The following is a 26,423-nucleotide window of genomic DNA, read 5'->3' on the forward strand; positions in this document are numbered from 1 at the left end:
CGCCGCCCGTCCGTGAGTTTCAAGGTCAAGACCCAGAGGGACACAGCCCATGACTTCTGACACCCCCGCCGGACGGCGTTTCCGGGTGTTCAACCGGCGGCGATCAGCGCCCAGCCGGGCGCGGCGGCGCCTCGGCGCGGCGGCGCGGATGATCGCCGCGCTCGCCCTGGCCGGCGGCATCTACACTGCCTTCGCCCCGGGCGCGTCCGCCGAGGACACCCGCCAGCTCTCCAGCGCCGCCCAGGAGGGCAAGGCGCTCTTCGACAACAGCTGCACCACCTGCCATGGCCGCAACGCCGAGGGTGTCGAGGGACGGGGGCCGAGCCTGGTCGGTGTCGGATCCGCCTCCGTGGAGTTCCAGGTCGGCACCGGCCGCATGCCGATGACCCGGCAGGAGTCCCAGGCGGAGCAGAAGCCGCCGCAGTTCGACGAGACGCAGACCAAGCAGCTGGGGCAGTACATCCAGGAGCTCGGCGGCGGCCCGCAGATCCCCAGCGGCGAGCTGACCGAGAACCTCGACCAGAACCCCGATGCGCTGGCCCGCGGCGGTCAGCTGTTCCGGCTCAACTGCACGTCCTGCCACCAGTACTACGGCGCCGGCGGTGCCCTCTCGTCCGGCAAGTACGCGCCGAGCCTGCACGACGCCACGGAGCAGGAGATCTACGCGGCGATGCTCACCGGCCCGCAGAACATGCCGGTGTTCGGGGACAACGAGATCACCCCGCAGGAGAAGCGCGAGATCGTCACGTACGTCACGCAGCAGATCCAGGAGGACAAGGCCCCCGGCGGCCTGTTCAACCTCGGCGGATACGGTCCTGTCACGGAGGGCCTGGCCATCTTCCTGGTGGGGATCACGGTCCTGGTGTTCACGGCGCTGTGGATTGCGGGGAAGTCATGACGGTAACGAAGCACGGGGCGCACGGGTCCGGCACCGAGCCGGTCGACGTCAACGACCCCCGGCTGTCCCGCTTCGACATCGTGCGGGAGGGTGCCCGGCGCGACGACATCGAGATCGTCACGTACGAATCGCAGTTCGAGGGCACGAACTCCAAGGCGGAGAAGCGCGTCGTGCGCAACATCGCCCTGCTGTTCGTCATCTCCGGACTGGCCGCCGCGGCGTTCGTGGTCTTCTACATCGTGTGGCCGTTCGAGTTCGAGCTCGGCCATGCGCGCAGTGACTACTTCACGCCGATCCTCGGCATCACGCTCGGCATCTCACTGTTCGCGCTCGGGATCGCGATCTTGGCCTGGGCCAAGAAGCTGCTGCCGCACGAGGTCTCGATCCAGGACCGGCACGCGAGCCCGTCCAGCGACGACGACCGGCTGATCGCCGGGCAGACCCTGGCGTACGTGGCCGACGAACTGGGCGTGCAGCGCCGGCCCCTGCTCAAGGGCGCGATCGCGCTCGGCATGGCGCCCCTCGGGCTCGCCGCGGCGGCACCGCTCATCGGTGGCCTGATCCAGGATCCGCACAAGGATCCCCAGCCGATGATGTTCCACACCGGCTTCGACCCGGTGCCGAACAACGGCAAGCCGGTGCGTCTCACCCGCACCGACGGATCCCCGATCGGGCCCTCCGACGTCAGCGTCGGTGGCCAGATTACGGTGTTCCCCGGTGTTCCGGGCGGCGCGACCAACAAGTACGCGGACTCGCCGACCCTGCTCATCCACCTGCGCGCGGAGGACGCCGAGGTGGCCCGCGCGGCGATCGAGTCGGATCCGGTCAACAAGGGTGCGATGTGGGGCAACTACGTCGCGTACTCGAAGATCTGCACCCACGCCGGCTGCCCCGCCAGCCTGTACGAGCAGCAGACCAACCGTCTGCTCTGCCCGTGCCACCAGTCGCAGTTCCTCATCATCGACAACGCCCGTCCGATCTTCGGCCCGGCCAGCCGCCGCCTCCCCGCCCTGCCGCTCGAGGTGGACGCCGAGGGCTACTTCGTGGCAGCGTCTGATTACCGGGAGACCATCGGACCCGACTTCTGGGAGCGGCCATGAAACGCCGAAAGCTGGACCTCGCGCAGGTCCCCGCTGCCGTCGGCAAGGGAGTTGACGACCGTTTCCAGGCCGCCACCCCGTTGCGGGCCCTGCTGAACAAGGTCTTCCCCGACCACTGGTCGTTCCTGCTGGGCGAGATCGCGCTGTTCTCGTTCATCGTCCTGCTGCTGACCGGCGTGTTCCTGACCCTCTTCTTCGACCCGTCGATGAAGGAAGTCGCGTACGACGGCCCGTACACCTCGCTGCGCGGCGTCGAGATGTCGGCGGCGTACAGGTCGTCGCTGGACCTGTCGTTCGAGGTGCGCGGCGGGCTCTTCATGCGGCAGATGCACCACTGGGCGGCGCTGCTGTTCATGGCGTCGATCATCGTGCACATGGCGCGCATCTTCTTCACCGGCGCGTTCCGCAAGCCGCGTGAGGCCAACTGGGCGATCGGCGTCGCGCTGTTCCTGCTCGGCTTCCTCGCCGGCTTCACCGGCTACTCGCTCCCGGACGACGGCCTCTCCGGCACGGGCCTGCGCATCGCCTCGGCGATCATGCTGTCCATCCCGGTCGTCGGCACCTGGCTCTCGGCGTCGATCTTCGGCGGCGAGTTCCCGGGCGAGCTGATCATCGGCCGCTTCTACATCGCGCACGTGCTGTTGATCCCGGGCGGCCTGCTCGCCCTGATCAGCATCCACCTGGGCCTCGTCTTCAAGCAGAAGCACACCCAGTGGCCCGGCCCGATGCGGACCAACGACAACGTCGTGGGCGAGCGGATGTTCCCGCGCTACGCGCTCAAGCAGGGCGGCTTCTTCATGGCCGTCTTCGGAATGATCGCGCTGATGGCCGGCCTGTTCCAGATCAACCCGATCTGGCTGTTCGGGCCGTACCGGGCCTCCGAGGTTTCCGCGGCGAGCCAGCCGGACTGGTACGTCATGTTCATGGACGGCCTGGTCCGCCTCATGCCGGCCTGGCAGATCGACATCCCGATCGGCGACGGCTACGTGATCCCGCCGCTGTTCTGGCCCGCGGTCGTCGGCCTCGGCGCGCTCACCACGGTCCCGATGTTCTATCCGTTCATCGAGGCGCGGCGGCTGAAGGACAAGCAGTCGCACCACCTGCTCCAGCGGCCCCGGGACGCGCCGGAGCGCACCGGCGTCGGCGCGATGGCCTTCACGTTCTTCATCATCGCCACGCTCTCCGGCGGCAACGACGTGATCGCCGACAAGTTCCACATCAGCCTGAACGCGTCGACCTGGGCGGGCCGCATCGGCCTGGTGATCCTGCCGCCGCTGGCGTACTACGTCGCCGTCCGCATCTGCCTGGGCCTGCAGCAGCACGACCGCGAGGTCCTCGCCCACGGCGCGGAGACCGGCATCATCAAGCGCCTGCCGGACGGCCGGTTCGTGGAGGTCCACCAGCCCCTCGGCCCGGTCGACGACCACGGCCACCCGCTGCCGCTGGAGTACGCGGGCTGGGTCGTACCGAAGAAGATGAACCGCCTCGGCGCCCTGGCACCGGCGGTCAAGGGCTTCTTCTTCCCGGTCGAGAAGCCGGTGGAGGCGCCGGTGTCGCCGGCGGTCGCGCCGCTGACCAGCCGGGAAGACCGCGAGGAGATCACCTCCGGTCGCTGAGCGCAGAGCACGGAAAGGGGGCCCGATCGGGCCCCCTTTCTTCATGTCATCCGGTCAGCACGGAAGTCGCCTTCCACAGGCCGGCGGCCACGGCCGGGTCGAGGCCCGCCTTGCCGGGCCTGCCGACGGCGGGGTAGCCCCTGAGGCCGGCGAAGCCGTCGGGTCCGACGTAGGCGTTGCCGGGAACATCCTGCGTGGCGGCGTACAGGATCGGCAGGGCGCCGTGCTCGGCGTCGTTGGTCAGGAACGTCAGCCGGTTGATGACGTTCGACGCCGAATGCGCGGCCAGTGCCGTACGCGCGATGCCGGGGTGGGCGAGCACCGACCGGACCGGGCTGCCCGAGGCGTCCAGGCGTCGTTGCAGTTCGAGCGAGAAGAGCACGACGGCCAGCTTCGAGTCCCGGTAAGCGCCCATGCTGCGGTAGTCGCGGGACCGCCAATCGAGGTCGTCGAGGTTCAGCCTGCCCTGGCGGTGCAGTTGACTGGTCACCGTCACCACCCGGTCGGTCAGCCGCGGCAGGAGCAGGTTCGTGAGCAGGAACGGGCCGAAGTAGTTTGTTGCGGTCTGCACGTCCAGGCCCTGTGCGGTCCGCGCCGCGGGGATGTCCATCACTCCCGCGTTGTTGATCAGGATGTCGAGAGCCCCGCTCCACGATTCCGCGAAGTTGCGGACCGAGTCGAGATCCGCCACGTCGAGTTCCCGGACGTGGAGGTCGCCGGGCACATCCGCGATCGACCGGCGGGTCTTGTCGACGTTGCGGACGGCCAGCACGACCCGGGCGCCGACCCGGCCGAGCTCCCGTGCGGTGATCAAGCCGAGGCCGCTCCCGGCCCCGGTGATCACCACTGTCTTGGCCGCCATGGTCGGCAGCCGGCTTGCGGTCCATTTGTTCATGCCCTCATGGGAACGCCCCCGGCGCCACCGGATGAAGGACTTGCTGAGCCACTGAACGGCAGGGCGTGGCTGAGATCCGCCCCATCACCGACGATGGGTACGTGCACACGACGCTGGATCGAGACGGTCTGGGACGCTTCCTCCGCGCCCGCCGGGAATCACTCCAGCCCGAGGACGTCGGGCTGCGCCGGGGCGCTCGCCGGCGCACCAGCGGCCTGCGCCGGGAGGAGGTCGCGGAGCTGTGCGACATGTCCGCCGACTACCTGGCCCGCCTCGAACGCGGCAGCGGATCCCAGCCGTCGGAGCAGATGGTCGCCGCCATGGCCCGCGGACTGCGCCTGACCCCGGACGAGCGCGATCACCTGTTCCTGCTGTCCGGACACCGCCTCCCCGGGCGGCAGCTACGGGGTGAGCACGTCAGCCCGGGACTCATGCGCGTCATGGACCGGCTGCAGGACACCCCTGCGCAGATCATGGGCCCGCTGGGCGACACGCTGATGCAGACCCCGCCCGCCGTGGCACTGCTCGGCGACCAGACCCGCTACACGGGGAATGCCCGCAGTGCGACGTACCGCTGGTTCACCGACCCCGGGGAACGCGACCGCTACCTGGCCGAGGACCACGACCTGCACAGCCGGGTCAACGTCGCACTCCTGCGCGCGGCCGCCACCGCGCAGGGCCCCCGATCGCCGGCAGCCGCTCTCGTGGCCGGCCTGCAACGCGGGAGCGAGGAGTTCGCGGCCCTGTGGAAACACCACGAGGTCGGCCTGCGGTGGAGCGACGCGAAGCGGTTCAGCCATCCCGAGGTGGGCCGGATCGATCTGTTCTGCCAGACCCTGCTCGACCCCGATCAGGCCCAGTCGCTGCTCATCTTCACCGCCACACCCGGCAGCGAGAGCCACCACAGGCTCGCCCTGCTGACCGTGCTCGGCACGGACAGCTTCGCCGCCGGCTGACCTGGGGCGTCAGTCCGCGTCGGGCAGGCCGATCGCGAAGGCATCCTCGAGGTCGTGCTTCGAGTACGCGCGGAAGGCGATGTGCGACTCGGTGTTGAGCACGCCCGGCGTCTTCGAGATCCGCCCGGCGATCACCTCGGCGATGTCGTCGAACCGGGGCACCCGCACGATCGCGATGAGGTCGACGTTCCCGGCGACGGAGTAGACCTCGCTGACCCCGGCCAGCGCGGCCAGCGCCTCGGCGACCTCCGGGATCGAGTCGGTGGCGCAGTCGATGTGCACGATCGCGGTGTTCACGCAAGCTCCTCGGGTCGGCGTCGGTTCATGCTAGCGATCCCCGCCGCCCGGCCGGCGACGAGCTTGCAGGTGTCGCGTCACGTCCCCGCCACCGTCATGTCGTCTTCGGCGCGGATGACGCCGGTCAGCTCTTCGCCGGCGGCCACTCGGGCGCCCGGCCACACCACGCATCGGCTCACCCGGCCCTCGACCACGGCGCCCGCACCGATCACCGAGCCGTCGGCATGGCCGGTGACCGTCGCCGTGGGGTCGATCAGCCCGTCGCCGGCCGCGTGGAGGTTCGCCGCCAGGTAAGTGGCCGGGGTGCCCGTGTCGATGTAGACGCCCTCGTACGGGATCAGCTCCAGCTCTCCCGCCGCCTCCGCCGGCCGCCACACCGTACGGACGAGGTCCGAGAACTCCGGGCCGAGGTCGCGTACGTACCGCCACGGCAGCAGGGAGAAACCGGCGAAGCGGCGCCCGCTGAAGCCGCCCGTGTCGCCCGGCGGTACCGGCTTCGTCAGCATCCGTACCGTGTCGCCGCTCCAACCCTCCAGCAGCGCGGCGATGTCCTTGCCCGGCTCCCGCAGCGGGTCGGCCAGGTAGGCGTCGGCGTTGCCGACGAGCGCGTCCCGGCCGTCGATCCAGCCGCGGAGCCGCCCGACGCCGCCCGAGGTGCCCACCGGGCCGTCCGGCTCGACGGAGAGCCGCGCCCGCACCCCGACGTGGGACACGACTTGGTCGGCGAGGTACGCGGCGTTGACCGCCACGGTGGACGGGCCGGTGAGTCCCAACCCGGCCACCCGGGCCAGGGCCCGGTCGAGCAGGGCGACGTTGCCGACGGGACAGAGCGCCTTCGGTACGAGGTACGTCAGGGGCCGCAGCCGTTGCCCCTCCCCGGCGGCGAGGATGACGGCGGCGACCGGGCTGCTGGTCACTGCGACTGCTGGGCGGCGCGGGGGCCGATGCCGTACACGCCGAGGAGCAGGGCCGTGTTCGTGGTCAGGGGCGGCAGGTCGTCGAGGGGGAACCAGCGCGCCTCCAGCACCTCGCCGCCGTCCACGACCAGGTCGGTGGTGGAGGCGGGGACCGTACCCAGGAAGACGGTGTCGATCCAGCCCTTGGGGTGCACGATCGCGTTCGGGACCGCCGGGGTGAGGTCCGCCGGGTCGATCACGACGCCGGACTCCTCGCGCAGTTCGCGGGCTGCGCCGTCGGCCGGGGACTCGGCCTTCTTGAGCAGGCCGGCGGGCAGGCCCCAGCCGCGGCCGGGCGGCTGGCGCAGGAGTAGAAGCCGGCCGGGCTGGGCGGCCTCGGCGTCGCGCACGATGCAGACCGCGCCGACAAGATACTTCGGGACGATCAGCCGCACGATCCGCCGGCGCATCCCGGACGGCAGCCGGTAGAACGCCTGATACGCGGCGCCGCGCAACCGCCGAGGGATTTTCACGCTTCACAGGCTAGCCGGGCGCCGCCCACCGCTCGGTGGGGGTTGCCGCGCCAGCTCCACCGGCTCCGCCCCGCTGCCCCGCCGGGGTCGCCGCGGCGGCGGAGGACCCGCTCAGTCCGGGTGGTCCACCAGCGCGATGAGCTGTTCCACCACCTGGTCCGGCTCGAGATTGCGCTCGGTCACCGCCACCAGCATGGTCTCCAGGTCGGGGTAGCCCAGCTCCTCCGCCAGGCGCCGCAGCGGCACCTCGCTCGCCAGGCCGCGGTCGTGTTTGCGCAGGGTCAGGCCGATGGTCGCGCGGCCGAGGCGGACCTTGTCGGCGATGCTGATGCCCGGCGAGTTCTCCTCCGCGAAGTAGCGGTTGATCTGCATCTGGGCCTGCGTCGACTTGACGAAGCCGAGCCACTCCTTGCGGGGGCCGCGCGGGGCGATGCCCGGCTCGACCTCGATGTGCCCGTCGGTCTCGGTGAAGATCTCCACCACGTCGCCGTCGCGCAGCTGGGAGCCGAGCGGGGCCAGGCGGCCGTTGATGGTCGCGGCCAGCGTCTGGTCGCCCTTGTCGGGGTTCAGCTCGTACGCGAGGTCAACCGGCGTGGAGCCGGCCGGCAGCTCGACGGTGCGGCCCTTGGCGAAGACGGTGATCTGGCCCTCGGCGAGGTCGCAGCGCAACGAATCGAGGAACTGGCCCGCGTCGGTGGTGTCCTGCTCCCAGTCGAGCACCCGCTTGAGCCAGGTGAGCTGGTCGGTGCCGCCCGCTGACTCGGACACCGACTTCGGGTACCGGTAGCCGGTGGCAACGCCGTACTCGGCGCAGCGGTGCATCGAGACCGTGCGGATCAGCACCTCGACCAGGCGGCCCTCCGGGCCGGTGACCGTCGTGTGCAGGGAGCGGTAGAGGTTGTTCTTGGGGGAGGCGATGAAGTCCTTGAAGCGGCCGGCCACCGGGCGCCACTGGCCGTGGATCGCGCCGAGCGCGGCGTAACAGTCGGTCTCCGGGCCGTCGACCACGACGGCGAGGCGGGGCAGATCGAACGGTACGGTGTGGCCGCCCGCGACCGTGTCCTTCCAGATCGAGTAGTAGTGCCGGGGCCGCGCCGTGACTTCGGCGCTGACCCGCAGGCGGCGCAGCGCCCGCTGGGCGTGGACCGAGACGGAGTTCAGATACTCGTCCCAGCCGGGGCGGTTCTTCACGTGCTCGTCGATGCGGGCGAACGACTCCGGCTCCAGGTGGTAGAGCACCACGTCGTCGAGGTCGCGCTTGAGGGCCTGGATGCCGAGCCGGTCGCAGAGCGGGACGAGCACGTCCAGCGTGGCCGTCGCGATGCGGGCCCGGGAGGCGGGGGAGCGGGCGTCCAGGGTGCGCATGTTGTGCAGCCGGTCGGCCAGCTTGATCACCAGCACCCGGACGTCCTTGCCGGCCGCGATGATCATCTTGCGGATGGTCTCGGCCTCGGCGGTCTTGCCGTAGAACGCCTTGTCGAACTTGGTCACGCCGTCGACCAGGTGGGTCACCTCGGGGCCGAAGTCGCCGTGCAGCGTCTCCAGGGTGTAGCTGGTGTCCTCGACCGTGTCGTGCAGCAGCGCCGCGACCAGCGTCGTGGTGTCCATGCCCAGCTCGGCGCAGATCTGCGCGACGGCGAGCGGGTGGGTGATGTACGGGTCGCCGCTCTTGCGGAACTGGCCGCGGTGCATGTTCTCGGCCACTGCGTAGCTGCGGCGCAGGATGCCGGCGTCGGCGGAGGGGTGGATCGCCCGGTGCGTGCGAGTGAGCGTGGTGACCGGGTCGTCGTCGTTGCCCTGGAAGCTGAGGAACGACTTGAGCCGCTGGGACAGCGGCGCCGGGAGGGCACGTCCAAGGGCGGCGCCGTGGCCGGCGTCGACGTCCACTCGGACACCCCCTCACGGATCGACCGCACATTACGCGCGGATCCCACCGATTTCTCGGCTTTGCAGCCGCGTGCTCTACAGCCTAAGCGAGCGAGCGTCATCCGAACGGTCAGTTACCGATGAGCGAACGTACGAGTCTCGTCTCGACGCTGCGGCTTCCGCCCTGGTGAGCAGGGTAGTGAACCGCGCTGCGCCACGCGCCGGTGACACCCAGTCGCCAGAAGTTTCCACCAGCCGGGTGTCGGGGCGGTCGAGCCACGCCAGAATGCGCTCGGTCTCCTCCGCCGAAGCGGCCGGAACGGGACCCGGTCCGGGTAGGACCGTCTCGGCGGTCGCCCGCGCCATGTCCAGGGTCGGCCGCGGATGCAGACGCGGCGGCGAGGTGGCCGCGGCCGCGAGGCGCCCGTGCCGGACGACGATGATCTCCCAGCCGTACGCGTCGTTGCGCCGCGCCGCCACCAGCTCCGCGAGCCGGGTCAGCGCCCCCAGCTTCTGCATCCGCACGGTGGCGCGCAGCAGGGCCACGAGGCGGGACCGGACGACCGCCGCCTCCTCGTAACGCTGCCGGTCCGACAACGCCTCGATCCTCGCCATGAGGGCCTCCACCAGGGGCTCCGGGTCGCCGTGCATGGCGGTGCGGAGCGGTAGTGCGGTGCTTTGGGCGTACTCGTCGGGCGTAATGCGGTGCTCGCAGGGCGCCGCGCATCTGTCCAGCTCGGCCAGCGCACAGGCCGGCGTGATGGTCCGGACGGAGAGCTTGTGGGTGCACTGCCGCAGCGGCACGGCGTCGTAGACCCCGGCTGCGGCCAGCTCGGCGGTGCGCCGCGAGGAGAACGGACCCAGATAAGCGGCGTCGTCGTCGGCGAGCTGCCGGACCACCGACAACCGCGGGTACGCCTCCGCGGTGAGCTTCAGCCAGACGACCCGCTCCGGATACTTCGACCGCCGGTTGTACGGCGGGGCGTGCGCCGCGATGAGCCGCAGCTCCCGGACCTCCGCCTCCAGCGAGTGGGCGCACTCGACCGCCTCCACCCGGGTGGCGGCGGCGATCATCTCGGACATCCGCGCCCGCTTCTCGCTGGCGGTGAAGTAGCTGCGCACCCGCGTGGCGATGTCCACCGAGGTGCCGACGTAGAGCGGCCGCTCGTCGGCGGCCCGGAACACGTAGACGCCCGGCACGTGCGGCAGATCGTCGGCGAGATGCCGTTTGCGCCGCTGGGTGGGGGTCACGGCCTTGGCGAACTCGGCCGCGTCGCCCAGCGTGTGCACCTTGAAGCTGCCGAGCCGTTCGATCAGCCCGTGCAGGACGTCGACGGTGGCCTTGGCGTCGTCGAGGGCCCGGTGGGTGGGCTGGACCCGGGCGCGGAAGAACTGGGCGAGCGTGCCGAGCTTGCGGTTGGGCACCTCGTCCCGGGTCAGTGCCCGGCGGGCCAGGGCGGCCGTGTCGAGCACGCGTAGCTGGGGCCATGCGTACCCGTGGCGGGCGCAGGCGGCCTTGAGGAACCCCACGTCGTAGGGAGCGTTATGGGCGACCAGGACAGACCCCCGGAGGAATTCCAGCAGGCTGGGCAGGACGACCTCGATCGGCGGCGCCGGCGCCAGCATCGCCTCGGTGATGCCGGTCAGCACGGTGATGAACGGTGGCAGGCGCTCACCGGGATTGACCAGGGTGGCCAGCACGCCCAACTCCTCGCCGGCGCGCACCTTGACCGCGCCGATCTCGGTGATGCCGCCGCCGTCCGGCGCGCCGCCGGTCGTCTCCAGGTCGAGGACCACGAACGTGGTGTCCCGCAGCGACAGAGCGGCCGGATCAACGGAGCCGTCGGCGCTCAGGAGGGTGTCCAGAGTGCCTTGGACATATGCCTGTTGTGCCACGGCGGGCAATCTAGGGCGGGGGTACGACATTCTCCGGGTCCGTACCCGAAAAGATCACTTGGCTCCGCGGGCCTTTCCGCTGCCCACGGTGGGAGAATGGAAAAATGTCCGCGCCGCAGGAGTTCCATGATCGCCCTTCCGAGGGGGCGGCTTTCGGCGTGTCCGGCGCGGACGGCGTCGGCCCGGCCGGGAGTGATGCCGGCGCCGCCGGTGACGGCGGCGCGGCTTCTGATGGCGGCGCGGCTTCTGATGGCGACGGCGCGGGCCACGATCGGCCGGGCGACGATGATTTCGGCTCGCCGGAGCCGTTGTTGCCCGAGCCGGTCCGGCAGCGGATCACCACGCTGACCGCGGCAGCCCTGCCCGGCATGCCCGCCGAAGAGATCCCCGTTCCGCTGCGGCGCGTAGCCCGCTTCGCCCCGAATCGGCGGGCCCGGCTCGGCGCGGCAGCACTCGCCGCACAGCTCGCCGCTGACCCCTTGTTCCGCCAGCGCATCGGTAGCCGGGTCGTCACCGAGACGGGTGACCTGGGCGTCGCGGTCGCCGCGGGGATGGCACCGGCCGCGGCGGATCCGGTCGAGGTTGCCGCCCTCGCCTACTTGGCCAGACCGGGCGGCTGGCGGGAGCTGGTCGAGGCCGCCGGGCAGTCCGTACGCGCCGAGGCCGACAGCGCGGCGGTGGTCCACCAGATCCGCGAGGCCGAGCAGCGCGCGGCCCGCGCCGAGCACGACCGGGCGGTCGCCAGGGTCGAGGCCGACAAGCTCCGCGACGAGCTCGCCCGGGTGCGGGAGGAGCTCGGCCAGATCCGCGAGGAGGCCCGCACCACCGCGCGGGCCCTGCGGGAGACGCAGGCGGCCCACAAGCGGGCCAGCGACCTGCTGGCCACCGAGAAGGGCCGCGTGGCCAAGGTGGCCGCCGACCACGATGCGGAGGTACGGCGGTTGCGCACCCGGCTGGCGGAGGCGGAGGCGGCCGCGGCCTCGGGCAAGCAGAGCGCGAAGGACGCCCGGGCCGCCGACGACGCCCGCCTCTGGCTGCTGCTGGAGACGATCGGGCAGGCGGCCTCGGGACTGCGGCGTGAGCTGGCCCTCGGGCCCGCCGACAAGCTGCCGGCAGACTTCGTCGCCGACGTGTCCGCCGACCGGCCCGGGGCGCAGGAACGATCCCGGCCGCGCGCCCAGGACACGGACGACCCCGGCCGCCTCGACCAGCTCCTGGCGCTGCCCCGCGCCCACCTGATCGTGGACGGCTACAACGTCACCAAGCGTGGATTCGCCGAGATGTCGCTGGAGCAGCAGCGGAAACGGCTCATCACGGGCCTGGGCGGCATCGCCGCGCAGACAGGCGACGAGGTCACGGTCGTCTTCGACGGCGCGGAGCGCGTGCACGGCCTCCCGCCGGCACCGCGTGGTGTCCGGGTGCTCTTCTCGCGCAAGGGCGACACCGCCGACGAGCTGATCCGGCAACTCGTCCGGGCCGAACCGGCGGGCCGCCCGCTCGTCGTCATCTCGTCGGACCGCGAGGTCGCCGACGGCGTACGCCGGCACGGGGCGTACCCGATGGGAGCCGATTCATTGCTGCGCCGGCTCGCCCGGTCCTGATTTTTGTCGTACCCCCTCCATAGCGTGACTGTCACCGATGGTGGTCGGTCCGCGACAGGCGCTTCCCCCGGATCGCGGCCGCACCACCGTCGGCACGAGGAGGAAGTGATGATCATCGACTGCGGCCGCTGCCCCGGTCGGGGACGCGGGTGCGAGGGATGCCTGATCAAGGCAATGGCCGAGACGCCGGACGGCATCGCCGACCTGACCCCGAGCGAACTGCGCGCGATCGAGGTGTTCGAGATGGCGGGCTTCGACGTGGAGCTGCTCGAGACGCCGGAACCGCCGGTCGTGGTGCCGCTGGTCCGTCGCTGGGGTCACGTGGCGTGATCATGAGTCCGGCCGCGACCGGACGGCCGCGACCGGACGGCCAGCAGGTAGCTCAGGCCGCCGATCCGCTGCCGGGGCGCGGAAGCCGGGCCGTCGCCGGGGCGCGGAAGCCGGGCCGGCGCGCGCTTAGGATGGGCGATCACGACGGGAGCCGGGTCGACTGGGCGGATTCCGGGTGGCAGATGTGAGTGGGACGGAGGCACGGGCGCGTGACACCTCGGCTGTGGGCCACATGCACGCTGGCCGTGCTCCTGGTGGCCATGGTGGTCTACTCCGCCGTGACGATCCCCTGGCAGCGAGCGCCCGCTCCTCGCGCCGATCAGTTGGCCGCGCTGGGGCAGTTCCCTGCCGACCAGCTGGCGCGGGCCCGGGAGTTCCACTCCGCGTTGCGGCCCGGGGCGTACGGGGGGCTGGTCATCGGGCTGGCCGTCGCGCTGCTGCTGGGGTTCACGCCGCTGGGCTCGCGGTTGGTGTCGTGGGCCGGGCGCCCGTTCGGCGACCATTGGATCGCGCAGGCGGTGCTCGGCGGGCTGCTGGTCGTTCTTGTCGCCGAGGTGCTCACGCTGCCCTTCGCGGCGTGGCGGCACATCGTCGTCGTCCGGTACGGGATCTCGACGCAGTCCTGGGGTGCCTGGGCGGTCGACGTCGCCAAGTCGTTCGCCGTCGGGGCGGTGATCGGGGCGCTGGTGCTGCTCGGGTTCTTCGCCGTGACGCGCCTGGCGCCGCGGTGGTGGTGGGCGTTCGGGGCCGTGGGGGCGGCCGGGCTGGTCGTCCTCCTGTCGTTCGTGCTGCCCGTGGTGGTCGAGCCGATCTTCAACAAGTTCACGCCGATGGCCGCCGGGCCGCTGCGGACCGAGCTCATGGATCTGGCCGCGCGTGACGGCGTACCCGTGAAGGATGTTCTCGTCGCCGACGCCTCGCGCCGGACGCGGGCGGTCAACGCCTACGTCTCCGGGTTCGGGCCGACGCGGCGGATCGTCGTGTACGACACGATGCTCACCGAGGCCACGCCTGCCGAGGTGGTGTCCGTGGCGGCCCACGAGCTCGGCCACGCCAAGCGCAACGACGTGCTCACCGGGACTGTCGTCGGCGCGCTCGGGGCGGCGGCGTCGGTGATCGCGCTCTATCTGCTCGGGTCCCTCGGCTGGCTGCTGCGCTGGGCCGGGGTCGACACGATGGGCGAACCCCGGGCGATCGCGCTGCTCATCGCCCTGGTCACGCTGGCCGGGCTGGCCGGTGGGCCGGTGCAGGCGCTCGTCTCGCGGCGCGTGGAGGCCCGGGCCGACGCCCATGCCCTGGAGCTCACCGGGGATCCGGCCACGTTCGAGGCGATGCAGCGCCGGCTCGGCACCGTCAACCTTTCCGATCCCGATCCGCCGGTCTGGGAGTACGTCATGTCCGCCTCGCATCCGTCCACCGTCGAGCGGATGGCCGCCGCCCGCGCCTACGCAAGGGGCGAGCGGTGACCGCACGGACGTTGCTCGTCACCAACGACTTTCCGCCGCGGCCCGGGGGGATCCAGCAGTTCGTGCACAACCTGGCCGTACGGCAGCCGGCGGACTCCGTCGTCGTCTACGCCTCGACGTGGCGGGGCGCCGGGAAGTTCGACGCCGAGCAGCCGTTCGAGGTGGTCCGGGAGAACACCGGCATTCTGCTGCCGACGCCCGCGGTGGCGCGTCGTGCCGCCGGGCTCGCGCGGGCGTACGACTGCGACAGCGTCTGGTTCGGCGCCGCCGCCCCGCTCGGGTTGCTGGCCGACGGGCTGCGGCGGCGCGCCGGGATCGAGCGGGCCGTCTCCCTGACCCACGGGCACGAGATCGGGTGGGCCGCGCTGCCCGGCGCCCGGCAGTTGCTGCGGCGGATCGCCCGGGGCAACGACGTGGTGACCTACCTGACGGAGTTCCAGCGCGTACGCCTCGACCGGGCGTTGCACGGGCTCACCACGCTGGAGCGGCTCACCCCCGGCGTGGACGTGGACGCGTACCACCCGGACGTCGACGGGTCCGAGGTTCGGGCGAGGCACGGGCTCGGCGACCGGCCGGTGGTGGTGTGCGTGTCGCGGCTCGTTGCGCGCAAGGGCCAGGACATGCTCATCCGCGCGCTGCCCGCGATCCGGCGGCGGGTTCCCGGGGCGGCGCTGCTGATCGTGGGCGGTGGGCCGTACCGGGAAAAGCTTCAGACCCTGGCCCGTGCCGAGGGGGTCGAGGCCGACGTGGTCCTCACCGGCTCGGTGCCTTGGGAGGAGCTGCCGGCGCACTACGCCGCCGGTGACGTGTACGCGATGCCGTGCCGCACCCGCGGCGCCGGGCTCGACGTCGAGGGGCTGGGCATCGTCTACCTCGAGGCGTCGGCGAGCGGGCTGCCGGTGCTCGCGGGCGACTCGGGCGGCGCGCCGGACGCGGTGCGCGACGGCGAGACCGGGTACGTGGTCGGCGGCCGGGACGTGCCCGCGATCGCCGACCGGCTGGCCGGCCTGCTGTCCGATCCGGAGGCGGCCCGGCGGATGGGCGCGGCGGGACGGTCCTGGGTGGAGCGGGAGTGGCGCTGGGAGACCAAGGCCGCAAAGCTGCGCGACCTGCTCCGCGCGGAAGGGCGCGAAGGCGGGCCGGCGCGAACGGCGCGAAGGGCATGAGTGAGTAATCACTCGTGGTATACGCGTAGACACGTTTCGTGCGAGCGGGGTAGGAACGGCTGAGAGCCCACGGGACGGGAGCCGTTGATGCAGGAACCCACCCGGCAGGAGACCGCCCGGCAAACCCCTGACCCGGGGGAGCGGCAGGCCGAAGAAGGTGAGCCCGGCACCGACCTGGCCGGCGAGGAGAGCGGCGAGCTGGCCCTGCCGTACTGGCTCACCAGCACCGAGGAGGCCGCCAACACCACCTTCCTGCGCATGTTCCGGCGGCTCCCGAAGCTGTTGCGGGCCGCGTGGTCGCTGGCGTGGCGGGCCAGCCCCGGCACCACCACCGCGGTCGTCGTGTTCCAGCTGCTCGGCGGGATCGCCAGCGCCGTCGGGCTGATCAGCGTGGTCGGGGTCTTCGACGGGCTGCTGCGGGAGGGGCCGACGCCGGAACGGGTGCGGGCCGCCGTACCGTCTCTGGTTCTGCTCGTTCTCGCCCTGGCCGTGCGGGGCGCGCTCACCTCGGCCGCCGCCGCGGCCAACGGCCGCCTCTCACCCAAGGTCTTCGAGGCCGCGGAGATGCAGCTGCTCGAGCTGACGACCAGCGTCGGGCTGTCCACCTTCGACGACCCCGGCTGGCGGGACGCCATGGAACGGGCCCGCGACCGGGGCATCGACGCCGCCCAGATGCTCGTCGACCGCGCCATCGAGCTCGGCACCAACTTCATCGGGCTGGCCGCCGCGGCCGGGGTGCTCGCCGTGCTGCATCCGGTGCTGCTGCCGTTGCTGGTGCTCGCCGTCCTGCCGATCGCGTGGGCCGCCGTGCGGTCCGCCCGCCTCGGCTACCGGCAGGTGCTGCGCTTCATCGCCGTCTGGCGGCGCCAGCGGATGCTCGCCCACCTGCTCGCGGCCCGGGAACCCGCGGCCGAGCTGCGGGCCTTCACGGTACGCGGATACCTGCTGGCCGAGATCAAGCGCCTGTTGTCGGTCGCCACACTCGAGGAGATCCGGCTCGCCGAGCGCCAGGTCCGCACCACCCTGGTCGGCAACGCGCTCAGCGGCCTGGCGACCGGGTTCACCTACGCGGTCCTGCTCTGGCTGCTGTGGACCGGCCGGATGGAACTGGCGGCCGGTGGCGGCGCCGCGTACGCGATCAGCATGGGGATCGGCAAGCTGACCGAACTCGCCTACAGCGCCAACCGTGTCTTCGAGCAGGGGCTCTACTTCGCCGACTTCCAGGGCTTCTGCGACCTCTCCCGGTCCCGGGACGAGGCCGCCACCGGGCGCGCCGCGCCGCCCGGGTTCACCGAGCTCCGCCTCGACGAGGTCACCTTCGCCTATCCGGACGCGGACCGCCCGGCCGTCCGCGACGTCAGCATGACCCTGCGCCGGGGCGAGATCATCGCTCTGGTCGGCGAGAACGGCTCCGGCAAGTCGACCCTGGCCGGCCTGCTCGCCGGCCTCTACCGGCCGCAGACCGGGCGGATCCGCTGGGACGGGCGCGACGTCACCGCCTACGACCCGGAATCGCTGCGCCGCCGGGTCGCGGTGGTCATGCAGGAACCCACCCGGTGGCCGCTCTCCGCGCGGGTCAACATCACGATCGGACGGTACGAGCGGAGCCCCCACCTCCCCGACATCCACGAGGCGGCCCGGGCCGGCGACGCCCACGACTTCGTGATGGAGCTCCCGCGCCGGTATGAGACGCTGCTGTCCCGCCACTTCACCGACGGCGCCGACCTGTCCGGCGGCCAGTGGCAGCGGCTGGCGGTGAGCCGCGCCTTCTACCGCGACGCGCCCCTGCTGATCTGCGACGAACCAACGGCCAACCTCGACGCCCGCGCCGAGCACGACGTGTACCTCCGGCTACGGGAGCTGGCGGCCGGCCGTACGGTCGTCCTGATCACCCACCGCATGGCGAGCGTCCGCGAGGCGCACCGCATCTTCGTCCTGGACCACGGGGCGGTGGTGGAGGAGGGCGACCACCGCAGCCTGATGGCGGCGGACGGCATCTACGCGCAGCTGTTCACGCTGCAGGCGAGCGCGTACCAGCCGGCGTCGTAGGTCACATCGCGGCGCCGCGGCGGGCGTGCCAGAGTGGGCTCATGGACACCGCGGGGCTGGTCGCCGCTGCTGCGGTCGTCGTGCTGGGTGTCGTGATCGGGTGGTGGCGGCGCCGCACCGACGGCCGGTTGCGCGCGGCCCCCGGCCGGGCTGCTGAGGTGGGGGATGCGGTGGCGGAGCGAATCGATCCCGCGCTGCTCGCCACGCTGGGCGTGGGGCCGGCGCCGGCCACGTTGCTCCAGTTCTCGTCCGCGTTCTGCGCACCGTGCCGTGCGGTGCGGCGGGTCAGCGGCGAGGTGGCCGCGATGCTGCCGGGAGTCCAGCACGTCGAGGTCGACGCCGAAAGCCACCTCGACGCCGTGCGCGCGCTCGGCATCTGGAAGACACCGACGCTGCTCGTGCTCGACGAGGAGGGCCGGGTCGCGAAGCGGGCGACGGGCGTGCCCGCCAAGCCCCAGCTCATCGCCGTCCTCGGCGAGCTCCTGCCGGCGCGCTGACCAGGGGATCTGCACCCCGCCGCCGGTGATGCACGACACCGTGGCGAGACGGCCGCGGCGTGCGAGAGTCCAGACATGCAGCTCGACCCGCGCGGCCAGCGCTTCGCCGCGGCGCTGACCACCGTCGTCCTCGTCGTCGTCCTGGCTACCGGGTGGGGCTGGCTCGCGCTTGCCCAGGCCGCGGTCTTCGCCCTCACCGCCGCCGCTCCGCGCCTCGGGCCCTACCCGCTGATCTTCCGGGCGCTGGTCGCCCCGCGCCTTGGGCCTCCAGCCGAGCGTGAGGAGGCGGCACCGGTTCGCTTCGCCCAGCTCGTCGGCTTCGCCTTTCTGGCGGTCGCGTCGGCCGGCTACCTGAGCGGGGTGGCGACCCTGGGGATGATCTTCACGGCCTTCGGTCTGCTCGCGGCGTTCCTGAACGCGGCCTTCGGGCTGTGCCTGGGCTGCGAGGCCTACCTCGCGGCGCGCCGCCTGACCGCCCGCCGCACCACCTCAGATCCCGCCGAAAAATCTTGATTCCAGAAACGCCGAAATTGCCAGGTGGGTGACGGAAAGACGGATAACGCCCCGGCCGTGGACCGGGCTCCGGGCAGGGAAAAACGACCGCCCGCCACCCCGGAAGGGACGACGGGCGGGAGCCGCGAGGCTCAGAACTTCGGCGCGTCCGGCGCTTCGAGCAGCCCCAGCCGCAGCGCGGTCATCAGCGCCTGCGCCCGGTTCGCCGCTCCGAGCTTTTCGTACAGCTTCGAGATGTGGGTCTTCGCCGTGGACTCCGACACGAACAGCTGCTTGGCGATGCCGGCCACGCTCATCCCGTCGGCGAGCAGGCGCAACACCTGTCCCTCCCGAGGCGAGAGCTGCGGTCCAGAAGGCGCGAGGCGCCGCTTCATCGCCTCGGCCAGGTCCGCCGCGGTGAAGGCGCTGGGCGCCGATGCCGCGTGCCGGGCTGCCGCTACGACCTCGTCGGCCGGGGCCGTCTTGGGCACGAACGCGCTCGCTCCGGCCTCCAGGGCGCCGAAGAGCTGGTCGTCGCCCGCGTACATGGTGAGGACCACGATGCCCATGTTGGCGTTGTTCTTGCGCAGGGCCCGGGTCGCCTCGAGGCCGCTGCCGTCGGGCAGGCGCAGGTCCATGATGACCACGTCGGGCTGGAGCGCGCCGGCCTGGCGGACGGCCTCGGCGGCGGTGGCGGCCTCGCCGACCACCTCGAACTGCCGGTCCCGCTCGAACGCGTGCCGCAGCCCCTTACGGATCAGGTCGTGATCGTCGACGAGGAGCACCTTGGTGCGGGTCGTCGGCATCGGACTGGTCGACATGCTCGGGTTACTCCCCTTCTGGTGCGGAAACGCTATCCCGCACGCTATCGCGCCGAGCGGAGGTTCCGAGCACTACCGCAACGGTTGTCCCGCTGGGGTGTCGTGGTCTGATCTCCAGCCGGCCCCGGATACGTTCCGCCCTCTCGGCCATGATCGCAAGGCCGTAGCGCCCGTCGGGGCGGTCGTCGGCAAAGCCTTTGCCGTCGTCGGAGACCTCGATCTCCGCGTACGGCGGGTCGACGGTGCACGTGACCCACAGGTTGGACGCGCCGGCGTGCTTGCGGGCGTTGGTGATCGCCTCCTGGGCGATGCGCAGCAGTTCCGCCTCGGTCGCGGCGGGCAGGCGGGCGGTCGATTCGTCGAACGTGAAGTGCACCCGCAGGCCGGCGGACGTGCCGAGGGTGCGGGCGTACTCGGCGATCGCCGCCGCGAGGCCGCCGTTGCGGTCCACCTCGGAGCGCAGCTCGAACAGGCTCAGCCGCAGCTCGGTGATGACCCGGGTGACCTCGCCGCGCAGGGTGCGCAGCTCCTCGGCGGTCTCGTCGGCGCCCTCCGGCAGGGTCGCCTGCGCGTTGTCGATGCCGTACCCGACCATCACGAGCTCCTGCGCGACGCCGTCGTGGATCTCGCGGGCGAGGCGCTGGCGCTCCTCATTGGTCGCCAGCGAGCGGACCTCGTCGAAGAGCAGGGCGGCCTCCAGCCGCAGCGCCGCGGGGCCGGTCACCTCGGTCACCCTCGCGATCACCGCCGACGGGTACGCGTTGGGCACATCGGCCTCGAGGATCACCAGCCCGATCGTGCGTACTCCTGCGACCAGCGGTACGACCAGCGACGACGCCTCGCCGCCCTGGTGCGAGCGGGCCTGGGACCGGGACGCGGTCTGCGGCTGCTGGGTGGCCCACGCGTCCGCGATCGCCGAGTCGGCGTCGAGCGTGACCTCCCAGTCGACCCGGTCGGCGCCGGTCTGGGCGAGCACGACGAGGCGCCCGCCGCCGCTGGCCGACAGCACGGCCGCACGGTGCCCGGGCGCGACCACGCGCAGTTCCTCGAGCAGGTGCTCGGAGATGCCGCCCGGGTCCAGGGTCGCGCCGGGCAGGGACCGGGCGACGCTGCGCAGCTGGGTGAGCAGCCGGGTGGCCTCCGCGTACGGCTGGGGCTTGTTCTCGGCCGGCGCCATCAGCTGCCGCATCGTGTCGGCGGCGAAGGTGACGATCGCGCCGAGCACGAGCCACTGGCCGCCGGCGGCGAGATAGCCCGGCTGGGTGATGATCGACTCGCCGTCCTCGACGATCACCCCGCCGATCACCATGGCCACCGCCGCGACGCCCAGCAGGGCCGCGCCCTCGGTCGGACGCCGGCGCAGCGCCGCGGTCAGCAGCGGTACGGCCAGGTACGGCAGCACCGCCTCCGCGCCGAACCCGGCGTCGACGGTCCCGGAGATGTTCGCGGCGGCCGCGACCGATCCGGCGGCCAGCCCGGTGACGGCCACCTCGGCGAACCGGCCCAGCGGCGCGGCGATCCGGTGGTCCTGGGCGAACAGCGCGGGCAGGGCCGCGACCAGCAGCAACGCGATCCAGCGCAGCTGCCCGGCGTCCTGCGTGGCGATCAGGGTGAGCGCCGCGACGAGGGCGAGCATGACGAGGCGGGCGGCCACCGCGAGCGGGTGGACGCGCACGGGAGCGCTGGGTGAGGCGGGCACGTGACGGATCGTAGCCGGACCCTCCGGAATCGGCCCATCACTCGGTCCGGCCGGACCGCCCGGGACCGGGAAAGGCGGCGCGCCGGGCGGTCGTCCACAGATGCGGCCGGGGGTCGTCCGGATCCGGCCGGGCAGGGGGTAGCCTGCCAGCCATGGCGGACACCTCGACGCAGTCGATCCAGGTCCAGGCGCCCCTCGACCAGGTCGCCGCGGTGATCTGCGACTTCCCCCGCTATCCCGAGTGGGCGGACGCGATGAAACGGGTGGAGGTCCTCGAGGAGTACGAGGACGGCTACGCGGCCCAGGTCCGGTTCGTCCTCGACGCCGGCCCGCTCGCCGACGACTACACGCTGGAATACGCGTATGCCGATGACCTGTCGCGCATCGAGTGGCATCTGGTGGCACCGTCGAAGATGCAGAAGACGCTGAACGGCTCGTACGACCTCACCGACGCGGGCGACGGCACGACGACGGTGGTGTACGCGCTCGAGGTGGAGCTCAACATCGGCATGCTCGGCATGTTCAAGCGCAAGGCCGAGAAGATGATCATGGACACGGCGCTGAAGGAGCTGAAGCGCCGGGTCGAGAGCCTCGCCCGCGCGTGACGGCCGTTCGCACCACGGCGCGGGAGGGGCTCGGACGATGACAGGCACCACGGGATCGGCACGCCAGGAGGCGGAACGGCTCGTCGCCGCCCTGCTCGCCAGGGCTTCGCAGGGCGGCCGCGACGGGGACGGCGGCCTGGGCGACATGCTCACCGGAGTCGTGGGTCAATTCTTCTCCGGTACGGGGTCACAGCAGCACAAGAGCAGCACCGGCTGGGCGACTGGCACGGCCGAGTGCTGCGTGTGCCCGATCTGCCGGGCGATAGCCGCGCTGCGTGACCCGACGCCGGAGACCGCGGAACGCCTGGCCGCGGGCGCGGGGGACCTCGCCACCGGAGTGGCCAGCATGATGCGCGCCTTCTCGACGATCGCCGGCGCGACCGCCACCAAGCCGAAGCCGAAGACCGCGCCGCGTCCGGAGCCCACCCCCGACCAGGCCTGGTCCACCGCCACCCGGGCAGGGGAGCGGCCGGTCGCCCCGGCGAAAGTGGACGAGAACACCGATCCCTGGGGAGCCGCGACCCGCAGCCCGGCCGGTGCCGGGCACGAAGCGGGAGCGCGTCCCGAAGCGTGCGCCGCCGCGGAGGCCGCGTCCACGGGAGGCCGCCGGCCCGCCGCTGCGTCTGGGGGCGCCGACCCGCGTACCGAAGAATCGGACGGGGTAATCGGCAGCCCTCATCCGCGTTCCGAAGAATCGGATTCGGATGTGGCAAAGCACACCCGCCGCCGGGACGCGGATCCCTGGGCCGCGGCCGTGGCGAACTACGCAAAGGAGGATTCGCCGCGCAAAACCGGCGTGGTGGGATCCGGCAGCGTAGATCATGATGTGTCGGCACGAGGGACACCGGCTGCGGCCGAGGACCACGGCAACCGGCCGGGCGACGACGCCCCCGGCGACGTGGTGTGACACAACAGAGGGGACGGGCAGCGTGACGCTGACCATCGGAGTCGACGTCGGCGGCACGAAGGTGGCCGGCGGGGTGGTGGACGACCAGGGTGCCGTGATCGCGCAGACGCGGCGCGAGACCCCGGCGGACGATCCGGCCGGCACCCGCGACACCATCGTCGCGGTCGCCTGCGAGCTGGCGACCCAGTACCCCGAGGCGAAGGCGGTCGGCATCGGCGCGGCCGCGTGGATCGACGCCGCCGGCGCGACGGTGCTCTTCGCGCCCAACCTGGCCTGGCGCGACGAGCCGGTGCGCGACTACGTGGCCAAGGCGGTCGGGCTGCCGACCGTGCTGGAGAACGACGCCAACGTCGCCGCCTGGGCCGAGTTCCGCTTCGGCGCCGCCCGGCAGGCCGACGACTCGATGGTGATGATCACCGTGGGGACCGGCATCGGTGGCGGCATCGTCCTCAACGGCGCGCTCTGGCGGGGCGCCAACGGCATCGCCGGCGAGCTAGGCCACATCCAGTCGGTCAACGGCGGCCACCCCTGCGGCTGCGGGCGGCTCGGCTGCCTCGAGCAGTACGCCAGCGGCAACGCGCTGGTCCGCTTCGCCCGCGCGGGCGCGCGGCAGGAGCCGGACCGGGCCCGGCAGCTGCTGGAGCTGGCCGGCGGGGACCCGGAGCGGGTCAGCGGCCGGATGATCACCGAGGCGGCGCAGGCCGGCGACGGTGTGGCCCGCGACGCGTTCGCGCAGATCGGGTACTGGCTGGGGGTCGCGATGGCCGACCTGGCCCAGGCCTTCGACCCGCAGGTGCTGGTGGTCGGCGGCGGTGTCATCGACGCGGGCGACCTGCTGATGGGGCCGACCGAGCGGACCTACCGCGACCAGCTGGCCCAGCGCGGCCGCTTCCCGGTCGCGGAGATCAGAGCCGCGGAGACCGGCAACACCGCCGGGGTGCTCGGCGCGGCCGACCTGGCCCGCCGGATCTGAGGGGGAGGACGTGTCCGGGGTCCGGCTTCGGGTGCTGAGCTACAACGTGCACGGGCTGCGTGACGACCGGTCGGCCCTGATCGGCCTGGTTCGTGAGCTCGCCCCGGACGTCGTCATCGTGCAGGAGGCGCCGCGGCGGTTCCGGTGGCGGCAGAAGTGTGCGTCCCTCGCCGACGACTTCGGCATGGTGGTCGCCGCCGGCGGCATGCCGTCGCTGGGCAACCTGCTGCTGGTCAGCCTCCGGGTGCGCGTGCACGACACGTGGTGCCTGCGCTATCCGCTCACCCCCGGCCGCCACCTGCGTGGCGCGGCCTTCGCGCGGTGTTCGGTGCCCGGCGGCCAGTTCACCGTCTCCGGCTCGCACCTCGCCACCGATCCGGCGGAACGCCCCGACCAGGCGGCGCTCTGGAAGGATGCGCTGTCCTCGGTGGAGGGCCCGCTGGTCGCGGGCGGCGACCTGAACGAGGGGCCGGGCGGGGGAGCGTGGCGTACGGTCGCCGACGGCCTGATCGACACCGCCTCCCACGGCGGCGGCGCGGCGCTGACGTTCCCGGCGACCCTGCCGCGGCTACGCCTCGACGCGCTGTTCGTCTCGCCGGACGTCGAGGTCGCCGGGTACGAGGTGGTGGAGACCGAGGCGGCCCGCCGGGCGAGCGACCACCTGCCCGTACTGGCGGACCTGATGCTGCCCGCCGTCTGACCCTTCCGGCGGCGGCCCGCGTTCTGCGAGGATTCCCCGGTGCCCGACACCCCTGACATCGCCGACCGGCACGACGCGGTCTGCGTGATCGGCGCCGGCGGCAGCGGCCTGGCGGCGGTCAAGAACCTGCGCGAGCAGGGCTTCTCCGTCGACTGCTACGAGCGGGAGACGTCCGTCGGCGGGGCCTGGAACTGGCGCCACGACCGCAGCCCGGTCTACGCGAGCACCCACCTGATCTCGTCCAGGCCGCTGACCGAGTTCCCCGACTTCCCGATGCCGGACGACTGGCCCGACTACCCGCACCACACCCAGCTCCTGGCGTACCTCGAGCGGTACGCGGAGCACTTCGGCCTGGGCGACAGCATCTGGTTCGGCACCGAGGTGGTCGCGGTGACCCCGGTCGGCGACGGCCGCTGGGACGTCTCGACGCGCAGCACCGGCGGCGGCGCCGAACGGGTCCAGCGCTACGCGGCGGTCGTGGTCGCCAACGGGCACAACTGGTCTCCCAAGCCGCTCTCGGTGGACACGTCCGCGTTCCGGGGGCGGGTGCTGCATGCGTCGGCGTACAAGGATCCGGCGCAGCTGCGCGGCCGTAAGGTGCTGGTGATCGGCGGCGGCAACACGGGCTGCGACATCGCGGTCGAGGCGGCGCAGCAGGCCACCACGGTGTGGCACTCGACCCGCCGCGGCTACTGGTACGCCCCCAAGTACGTCTTCGGCCGCCCCGCCGACCAGGTCAACGCCACCCTGCTGCGGCTGCGCCTGCCGTTGCGCCTGCGCCAGTGGCTCTACCACCGCACGGTGCGCCTCACCGTCGGCGATGTGACCCGGTTCGGCATGCCCGCGCCCGACCACCGCCCGTACGAGAGCCACCCGGTGGTCAACAGCCAGCTGGCCTACTACGTGGGCCACGGGCGGATCACGCCGGTCCCGGACGTCGTCCGGCTCGAGGGCTCCACGGTGGAGTTCGCCGACGGCCGCCGCGCCGAGCCCGACCTGGTCGTCACGGCCACCGGCTACCTGCCGCGGTTCGAGTTCCTCGCGCCGGAGCTGCTCGAGGCCGACGAGGACGGCAAGCCCGACCTGCACCTGCACGCGTTCGCCCGGCGGCACCCGACGCTGGCGGTGGTGGGGCTGGTGCAGGCCGACGGGGGCCTGTTCCCGCTCGCCCACTGGCAGAGCGTGGCCGTCGCCCGGTGGCTGCGGCTGCGCGCCGGCGATCCGGACCGCGCGGTGGCGGTGCAGCAGAAGGAGTCGACGCGGCCGCTGCGCTCCTGGACGCGCCTGCGGGTCGTCCCGTCGTCGCGGCACTGGTTCGAGGTCAGCCACACCCATTACCTGCGCGCCCTGGAGGATCTCCTGAAGCAGATGGAGCCCACCCCATGAGGTCGCGGGTGGTGCGGTTCGAGGACTGGACCGACCCGGTTCCCCCGGTACGCCGGGAGGTGCTCAGCGCCCTCCCGCACCCCGACGACGGGCAGCCGCCGGTCCTCTTCGTGCCGGGCCTGGGCCACGGCGCCTGGGCGTTCCGGGAGCACTGGCTCGGCCACGTCGCCTCGCGCGGGTTCGCCGCGTACGCCCTCAACCCCCGGAAGCAGGGGTCGCTGCGCGCGTACGTGCACGACGTGGTGCAGGTGGCGGCGGGGTTGCCCCGGCAGTCCGTGCTCGTCGGCCACGGCGTCGGCGCGCTCGTCGTCGCGCACGCGATGGCGCGCTACCCGGCCCGCGCCGCGGTGCTGGTGGCACCGGTGCTGCACGGCTGGGCGGCGCTCGGTGCCGCGCTGCGCGCCAACCCGCGCGGCACCCTCCCGGCGTTCTTCGGCGGCGGGCTGAGGCTGAGCCGCACGCAGCTGTTCAGCGCCGACCTCCCGGCGGCGGACGGATACGTCGAGCGGCTGGTGCGGGCACCGTCCGCGGTCTACCGGTCGCTGCTGACCGCGCCCCAGCCGGCCGGCCCGGTGGGCACCCCGCCGACGCTCGTGGTGGGCACCCCCGACGACCGGGTCGTCACCCGCAAGGCGCTGGACCGCGCGGCGGCCCGTTACGGGGGTGCGCCGCTGCTGTTCCCCGGCATGGGACACGACCTGATGCTCGACGGCGGATGGCAGGAGCCCATGGACGCGATCCTCGACTGGCTCGTCAAGCAGCTAGCTGTTTAGAACCT

At 72.4% G+C, this 26,423-nt stretch carries 24 protein-coding genes and 1 pseudogene; 17 read left to right on the plus strand and 8 right to left on the minus strand.

Annotated features, from left to right (window positions below):
- Nucleotides 1-49: 49 nt before the first annotated feature.
- The 3 genes from AB0368_RS22645 to AB0368_RS22655 are packed head-to-tail and all read left to right on the plus strand — an operon-like array spanning nt 50 to nt 3,614.
- Entirely contained in the window at nt 50-898 is an 849-nt protein-coding gene (locus tag AB0368_RS22645; protein ID WP_366155919.1) for a c-type cytochrome, read from the plus strand.
- Nucleotides 895-1,998 carry a Rieske 2Fe-2S domain-containing protein gene (locus AB0368_RS22650; protein ID WP_366155920.1) on the plus strand — a complete coding sequence of 368 codons (1,104 nt, stop codon included), beginning with the start codon at nt 895-897 and terminating at the stop codon, nt 1,996-1,998. The genes AB0368_RS22645 and AB0368_RS22650 overlap by 4 nt, the downstream gene beginning before the upstream one ends.
- Complete coding sequence (locus AB0368_RS22655) at nt 1,995-3,614, plus strand: ubiquinol-cytochrome c reductase cytochrome b subunit (protein ID WP_366155921.1); 1,620 nt, start codon at nt 1,995-1,997, stop codon at nt 3,612-3,614. Before AB0368_RS22650 ends, AB0368_RS22655 begins: the two co-directional genes overlap by 4 nt.
- Nucleotides 3,615-3,660: 46 nt before the next feature.
- Here the strand turns inward: AB0368_RS22655 and AB0368_RS22660 are convergent, their stop codons facing one another.
- Complete coding sequence (locus tag AB0368_RS22660; protein WP_366155922.1) at nt 3,661-4,509, minus strand: SDR family NAD(P)-dependent oxidoreductase; 849 nt, start codon at nt 4,507-4,509, stop codon at nt 3,661-3,663.
- 113 nt (nt 4,510-4,622) lie between these two features.
- Between AB0368_RS22660 and AB0368_RS22665 the strand changes: the two genes are divergently transcribed.
- A complete protein-coding gene (locus AB0368_RS22665; protein WP_366156144.1) occupies nt 4,623-5,465 on the plus strand; it encodes a helix-turn-helix transcriptional regulator in 843 nt (280 codons plus the stop codon).
- 9 nt (nt 5,466-5,474) lie between these two features.
- On the opposite strand, the gene AB0368_RS22670 is transcribed toward AB0368_RS22665, so the two are convergent.
- The 5 genes from AB0368_RS22670 to AB0368_RS22690 form a co-directional block, all read right to left on the minus strand.
- Nucleotides 5,475-5,762, minus strand: coding sequence for an Lrp/AsnC ligand binding domain-containing protein (locus tag AB0368_RS22670; protein ID WP_366155923.1), 288 nt, complete (start codon nt 5,760-5,762; stop codon nt 5,475-5,477).
- 77 nt (nt 5,763-5,839) lie between these two features.
- Nucleotides 5,840-6,679: a sugar phosphate nucleotidyltransferase gene (locus tag AB0368_RS22675; protein WP_366155924.1), complete on the minus strand. Its 840-nt coding sequence runs from the start codon at nt 6,677-6,679 to the stop codon at nt 5,840-5,842.
- Nucleotides 6,676-7,191, minus strand: a complete 516-nt coding sequence (locus AB0368_RS22680) for an NUDIX domain-containing protein (protein ID WP_366155925.1) — start codon at nt 7,189-7,191, stop codon at nt 6,676-6,678. Before AB0368_RS22680 ends, AB0368_RS22675 begins: the two co-directional genes overlap by 4 nt.
- Nucleotides 7,192-7,302: 111 nt before the next feature.
- Nucleotides 7,303-9,078: an HD domain-containing protein gene (locus AB0368_RS22685; protein ID WP_366155926.1), complete on the minus strand. Its 1,776-nt coding sequence runs from the start codon at nt 9,076-9,078 to the stop codon at nt 7,303-7,305.
- A gap of 75 nt (nt 9,079-9,153) precedes the next feature.
- Complete coding sequence (locus AB0368_RS22690; RefSeq protein WP_366155927.1) at nt 9,154-10,953, minus strand: DEDD exonuclease domain-containing protein; 1,800 nt, start codon at nt 10,951-10,953, stop codon at nt 9,154-9,156.
- Nucleotides 10,954-11,057: 104 nt separating this feature from the next.
- On the opposite strand from AB0368_RS22690, the gene AB0368_RS22695 reads away from it, so the two are divergent.
- The 7 genes from AB0368_RS22695 (at nt 11,058) to AB0368_RS22725 (ending at nt 18,575) form a co-directional block, all read left to right on the plus strand.
- Nucleotides 11,058-12,554, plus strand: coding sequence for an NYN domain-containing protein (locus AB0368_RS22695; RefSeq protein ID WP_366155928.1), 1,497 nt, complete (start codon nt 11,058-11,060; stop codon nt 12,552-12,554).
- Nucleotides 12,555-12,728: 174 nt separating this feature from the next.
- Nucleotides 12,729-12,884, plus strand: a complete 156-nt coding sequence (locus tag AB0368_RS22700; protein ID WP_366155929.1) for a hypothetical protein — start codon at nt 12,729-12,731, stop codon at nt 12,882-12,884.
- 209 nt (nt 12,885-13,093) lie between these two features.
- Nucleotides 13,094-14,350 carry a M48 family metallopeptidase gene (locus tag AB0368_RS22705; protein WP_366155930.1) on the plus strand — a complete coding sequence of 419 codons (1,257 nt, stop codon included), beginning with the start codon at nt 13,094-13,096 and terminating at the stop codon, nt 14,348-14,350.
- Complete coding sequence (locus AB0368_RS22710; RefSeq protein ID WP_366155931.1) at nt 14,347-15,516, plus strand: glycosyltransferase family 4 protein; 1,170 nt, start codon at nt 14,347-14,349, stop codon at nt 15,514-15,516. The genes AB0368_RS22705 and AB0368_RS22710 overlap by 4 nt, the downstream gene beginning before the upstream one ends.
- A gap of 87 nt (nt 15,517-15,603) precedes the next feature.
- Complete coding sequence (locus tag AB0368_RS22715) at nt 15,604-17,565, plus strand: ATP-binding cassette domain-containing protein (protein ID WP_366155932.1); 1,962 nt, start codon at nt 15,604-15,606, stop codon at nt 17,563-17,565.
- A gap of 41 nt (nt 17,566-17,606) precedes the next feature.
- Nucleotides 17,607-18,062, plus strand: coding sequence for a thioredoxin family protein (locus AB0368_RS22720; RefSeq protein ID WP_366155933.1), 456 nt, complete (start codon nt 17,607-17,609; stop codon nt 18,060-18,062).
- A 75-nt stretch (nt 18,063-18,137) separates the two neighbouring features.
- A complete protein-coding gene (locus tag AB0368_RS22725) occupies nt 18,138-18,575 on the plus strand; it encodes a DUF4395 domain-containing protein (RefSeq protein ID WP_366155934.1) in 438 nt (145 codons plus the stop codon).
- Nucleotides 18,576-18,706: 131 nt separating this feature from the next.
- Here the strand turns inward: AB0368_RS22725 and AB0368_RS22730 are convergent, their stop codons facing one another.
- Both AB0368_RS22730 and AB0368_RS22735 read right to left on the minus strand, forming a co-directional pair.
- A complete protein-coding gene (locus AB0368_RS22730; RefSeq protein WP_023359837.1) occupies nt 18,707-19,375 on the minus strand; it encodes a response regulator transcription factor in 669 nt (222 codons plus the stop codon).
- 7 nt (nt 19,376-19,382) lie between these two features.
- The gene (locus AB0368_RS22735) at nt 19,383-21,011 is read right to left on the minus strand and encodes a GAF domain-containing sensor histidine kinase (RefSeq protein ID WP_366156145.1); all 1,629 of its coding nucleotides are present in this window, start codon (nt 21,009-21,011) and stop codon (nt 19,383-19,385) included.
- Between the two features lie 215 nt (nt 21,012-21,226).
- On the opposite strand from AB0368_RS22735, the gene AB0368_RS22740 reads away from it, so the two are divergent.
- The 6 genes and pseudogenes from AB0368_RS22740 to AB0368_RS22765 all read left to right on the plus strand — a co-directional run bounded on the left by AB0368_RS22740 (nt 21,227) and on the right by AB0368_RS22765 (nt 26,418).
- A complete protein-coding gene (locus AB0368_RS22740) occupies nt 21,227-21,679 on the plus strand; it encodes an SRPBCC family protein (protein ID WP_366155935.1) in 453 nt (150 codons plus the stop codon).
- Between the two features lie 37 nt (nt 21,680-21,716).
- A pseudogene (locus tag AB0368_RS22745) lies at nt 21,717-22,046 on the plus strand (hypothetical protein); the annotation flags it as partial.
- A 562-nt stretch (nt 22,047-22,608) separates the two neighbouring features.
- Nucleotides 22,609-23,559, plus strand: coding sequence for an ROK family glucokinase (locus AB0368_RS22750; RefSeq protein ID WP_366155936.1), 951 nt, complete (start codon nt 22,609-22,611; stop codon nt 23,557-23,559).
- 10 nt (nt 23,560-23,569) lie between these two features.
- Nucleotides 23,570-24,259: an endonuclease/exonuclease/phosphatase family protein gene (locus AB0368_RS22755; protein ID WP_366155937.1), complete on the plus strand. Its 690-nt coding sequence runs from the start codon at nt 23,570-23,572 to the stop codon at nt 24,257-24,259.
- Between the two features lie 39 nt (nt 24,260-24,298).
- Entirely contained in the window at nt 24,299-25,645 is a 1,347-nt protein-coding gene (locus tag AB0368_RS22760) for an NAD(P)-binding domain-containing protein (RefSeq protein ID WP_366155938.1), read from the plus strand.
- The gene (locus AB0368_RS22765) at nt 25,642-26,418 is read left to right on the plus strand and encodes an alpha/beta fold hydrolase (RefSeq protein ID WP_366155939.1); all 777 of its coding nucleotides are present in this window, start codon (nt 25,642-25,644) and stop codon (nt 26,416-26,418) included. The genes AB0368_RS22760 and AB0368_RS22765 overlap by 4 nt, the downstream gene beginning before the upstream one ends.
- Nucleotides 26,419-26,423: the final 5 nt, after the last annotated feature.

The sequence above is a fragment of the Actinoplanes sp. NPDC051475 genome (assembly GCF_040689425.1).
Taxonomy (GTDB): Bacteria; Actinomycetota; Actinomycetes; order Mycobacteriales; family Micromonosporaceae; genus Actinoplanes.

Excerpts from the sequence above, each read along its gene's own strand:
- AB0368_RS22645 (WP_366155919.1), top strand. The coding sequence starts at position 50 with ATGACTTCTGACACCCCCGCCGGACGGCGTTTCCGGGTGTTCAACCGG.
- AB0368_RS22650 (WP_366155920.1), top strand. The coding sequence starts at position 895 with ATGACGGTAACGAAGCACGGGGCGCACGGGTCCGGCACCGAGCCGGTC.
- AB0368_RS22655 (WP_366155921.1), top strand. The coding sequence starts at position 1,995 with ATGAAACGCCGAAAGCTGGACCTCGCGCAGGTCCCCGCTGCCGTCGGC.
- AB0368_RS22660 (WP_366155922.1), bottom strand. The coding sequence starts at position 4,509 with ATGAACAAATGGACCGCAAGCCGGCTGCCGACCATGGCGGCCAAGACA.
- AB0368_RS22695 (WP_366155928.1), top strand. The coding sequence starts at position 11,058 with ATGTCCGCGCCGCAGGAGTTCCATGATCGCCCTTCCGAGGGGGCGGCT.
- AB0368_RS22700 (WP_366155929.1), top strand. The coding sequence starts at position 12,729 with ATGGCCGAGACGCCGGACGGCATCGCCGACCTGACCCCGAGCGAACTG.
- AB0368_RS22715 (WP_366155932.1), top strand. The coding sequence starts at position 15,604 with ATGCAGGAACCCACCCGGCAGGAGACCGCCCGGCAAACCCCTGACCCG.
- AB0368_RS22720 (WP_366155933.1), top strand. The coding sequence starts at position 17,607 with ATGGACACCGCGGGGCTGGTCGCCGCTGCTGCGGTCGTCGTGCTGGGT.
- AB0368_RS22725 (WP_366155934.1), top strand. The coding sequence starts at position 18,138 with ATGCAGCTCGACCCGCGCGGCCAGCGCTTCGCCGCGGCGCTGACCACC.
- AB0368_RS22730 (WP_023359837.1), bottom strand. The coding sequence starts at position 19,375 with ATGTCGACCAGTCCGATGCCGACGACCCGCACCAAGGTGCTCCTCGTC.
- AB0368_RS22735 (WP_366156145.1), bottom strand. The coding sequence starts at position 21,011 with ATGCTCGCCCTCGTCGCGGCGCTCACCCTGATCGCCACGCAGGACGCC.
- AB0368_RS22740 (WP_366155935.1), top strand. The coding sequence starts at position 21,227 with ATGGCGGACACCTCGACGCAGTCGATCCAGGTCCAGGCGCCCCTCGAC.
- AB0368_RS22765 (WP_366155939.1), top strand. The coding sequence starts at position 25,642 with ATGAGGTCGCGGGTGGTGCGGTTCGAGGACTGGACCGACCCGGTTCCC.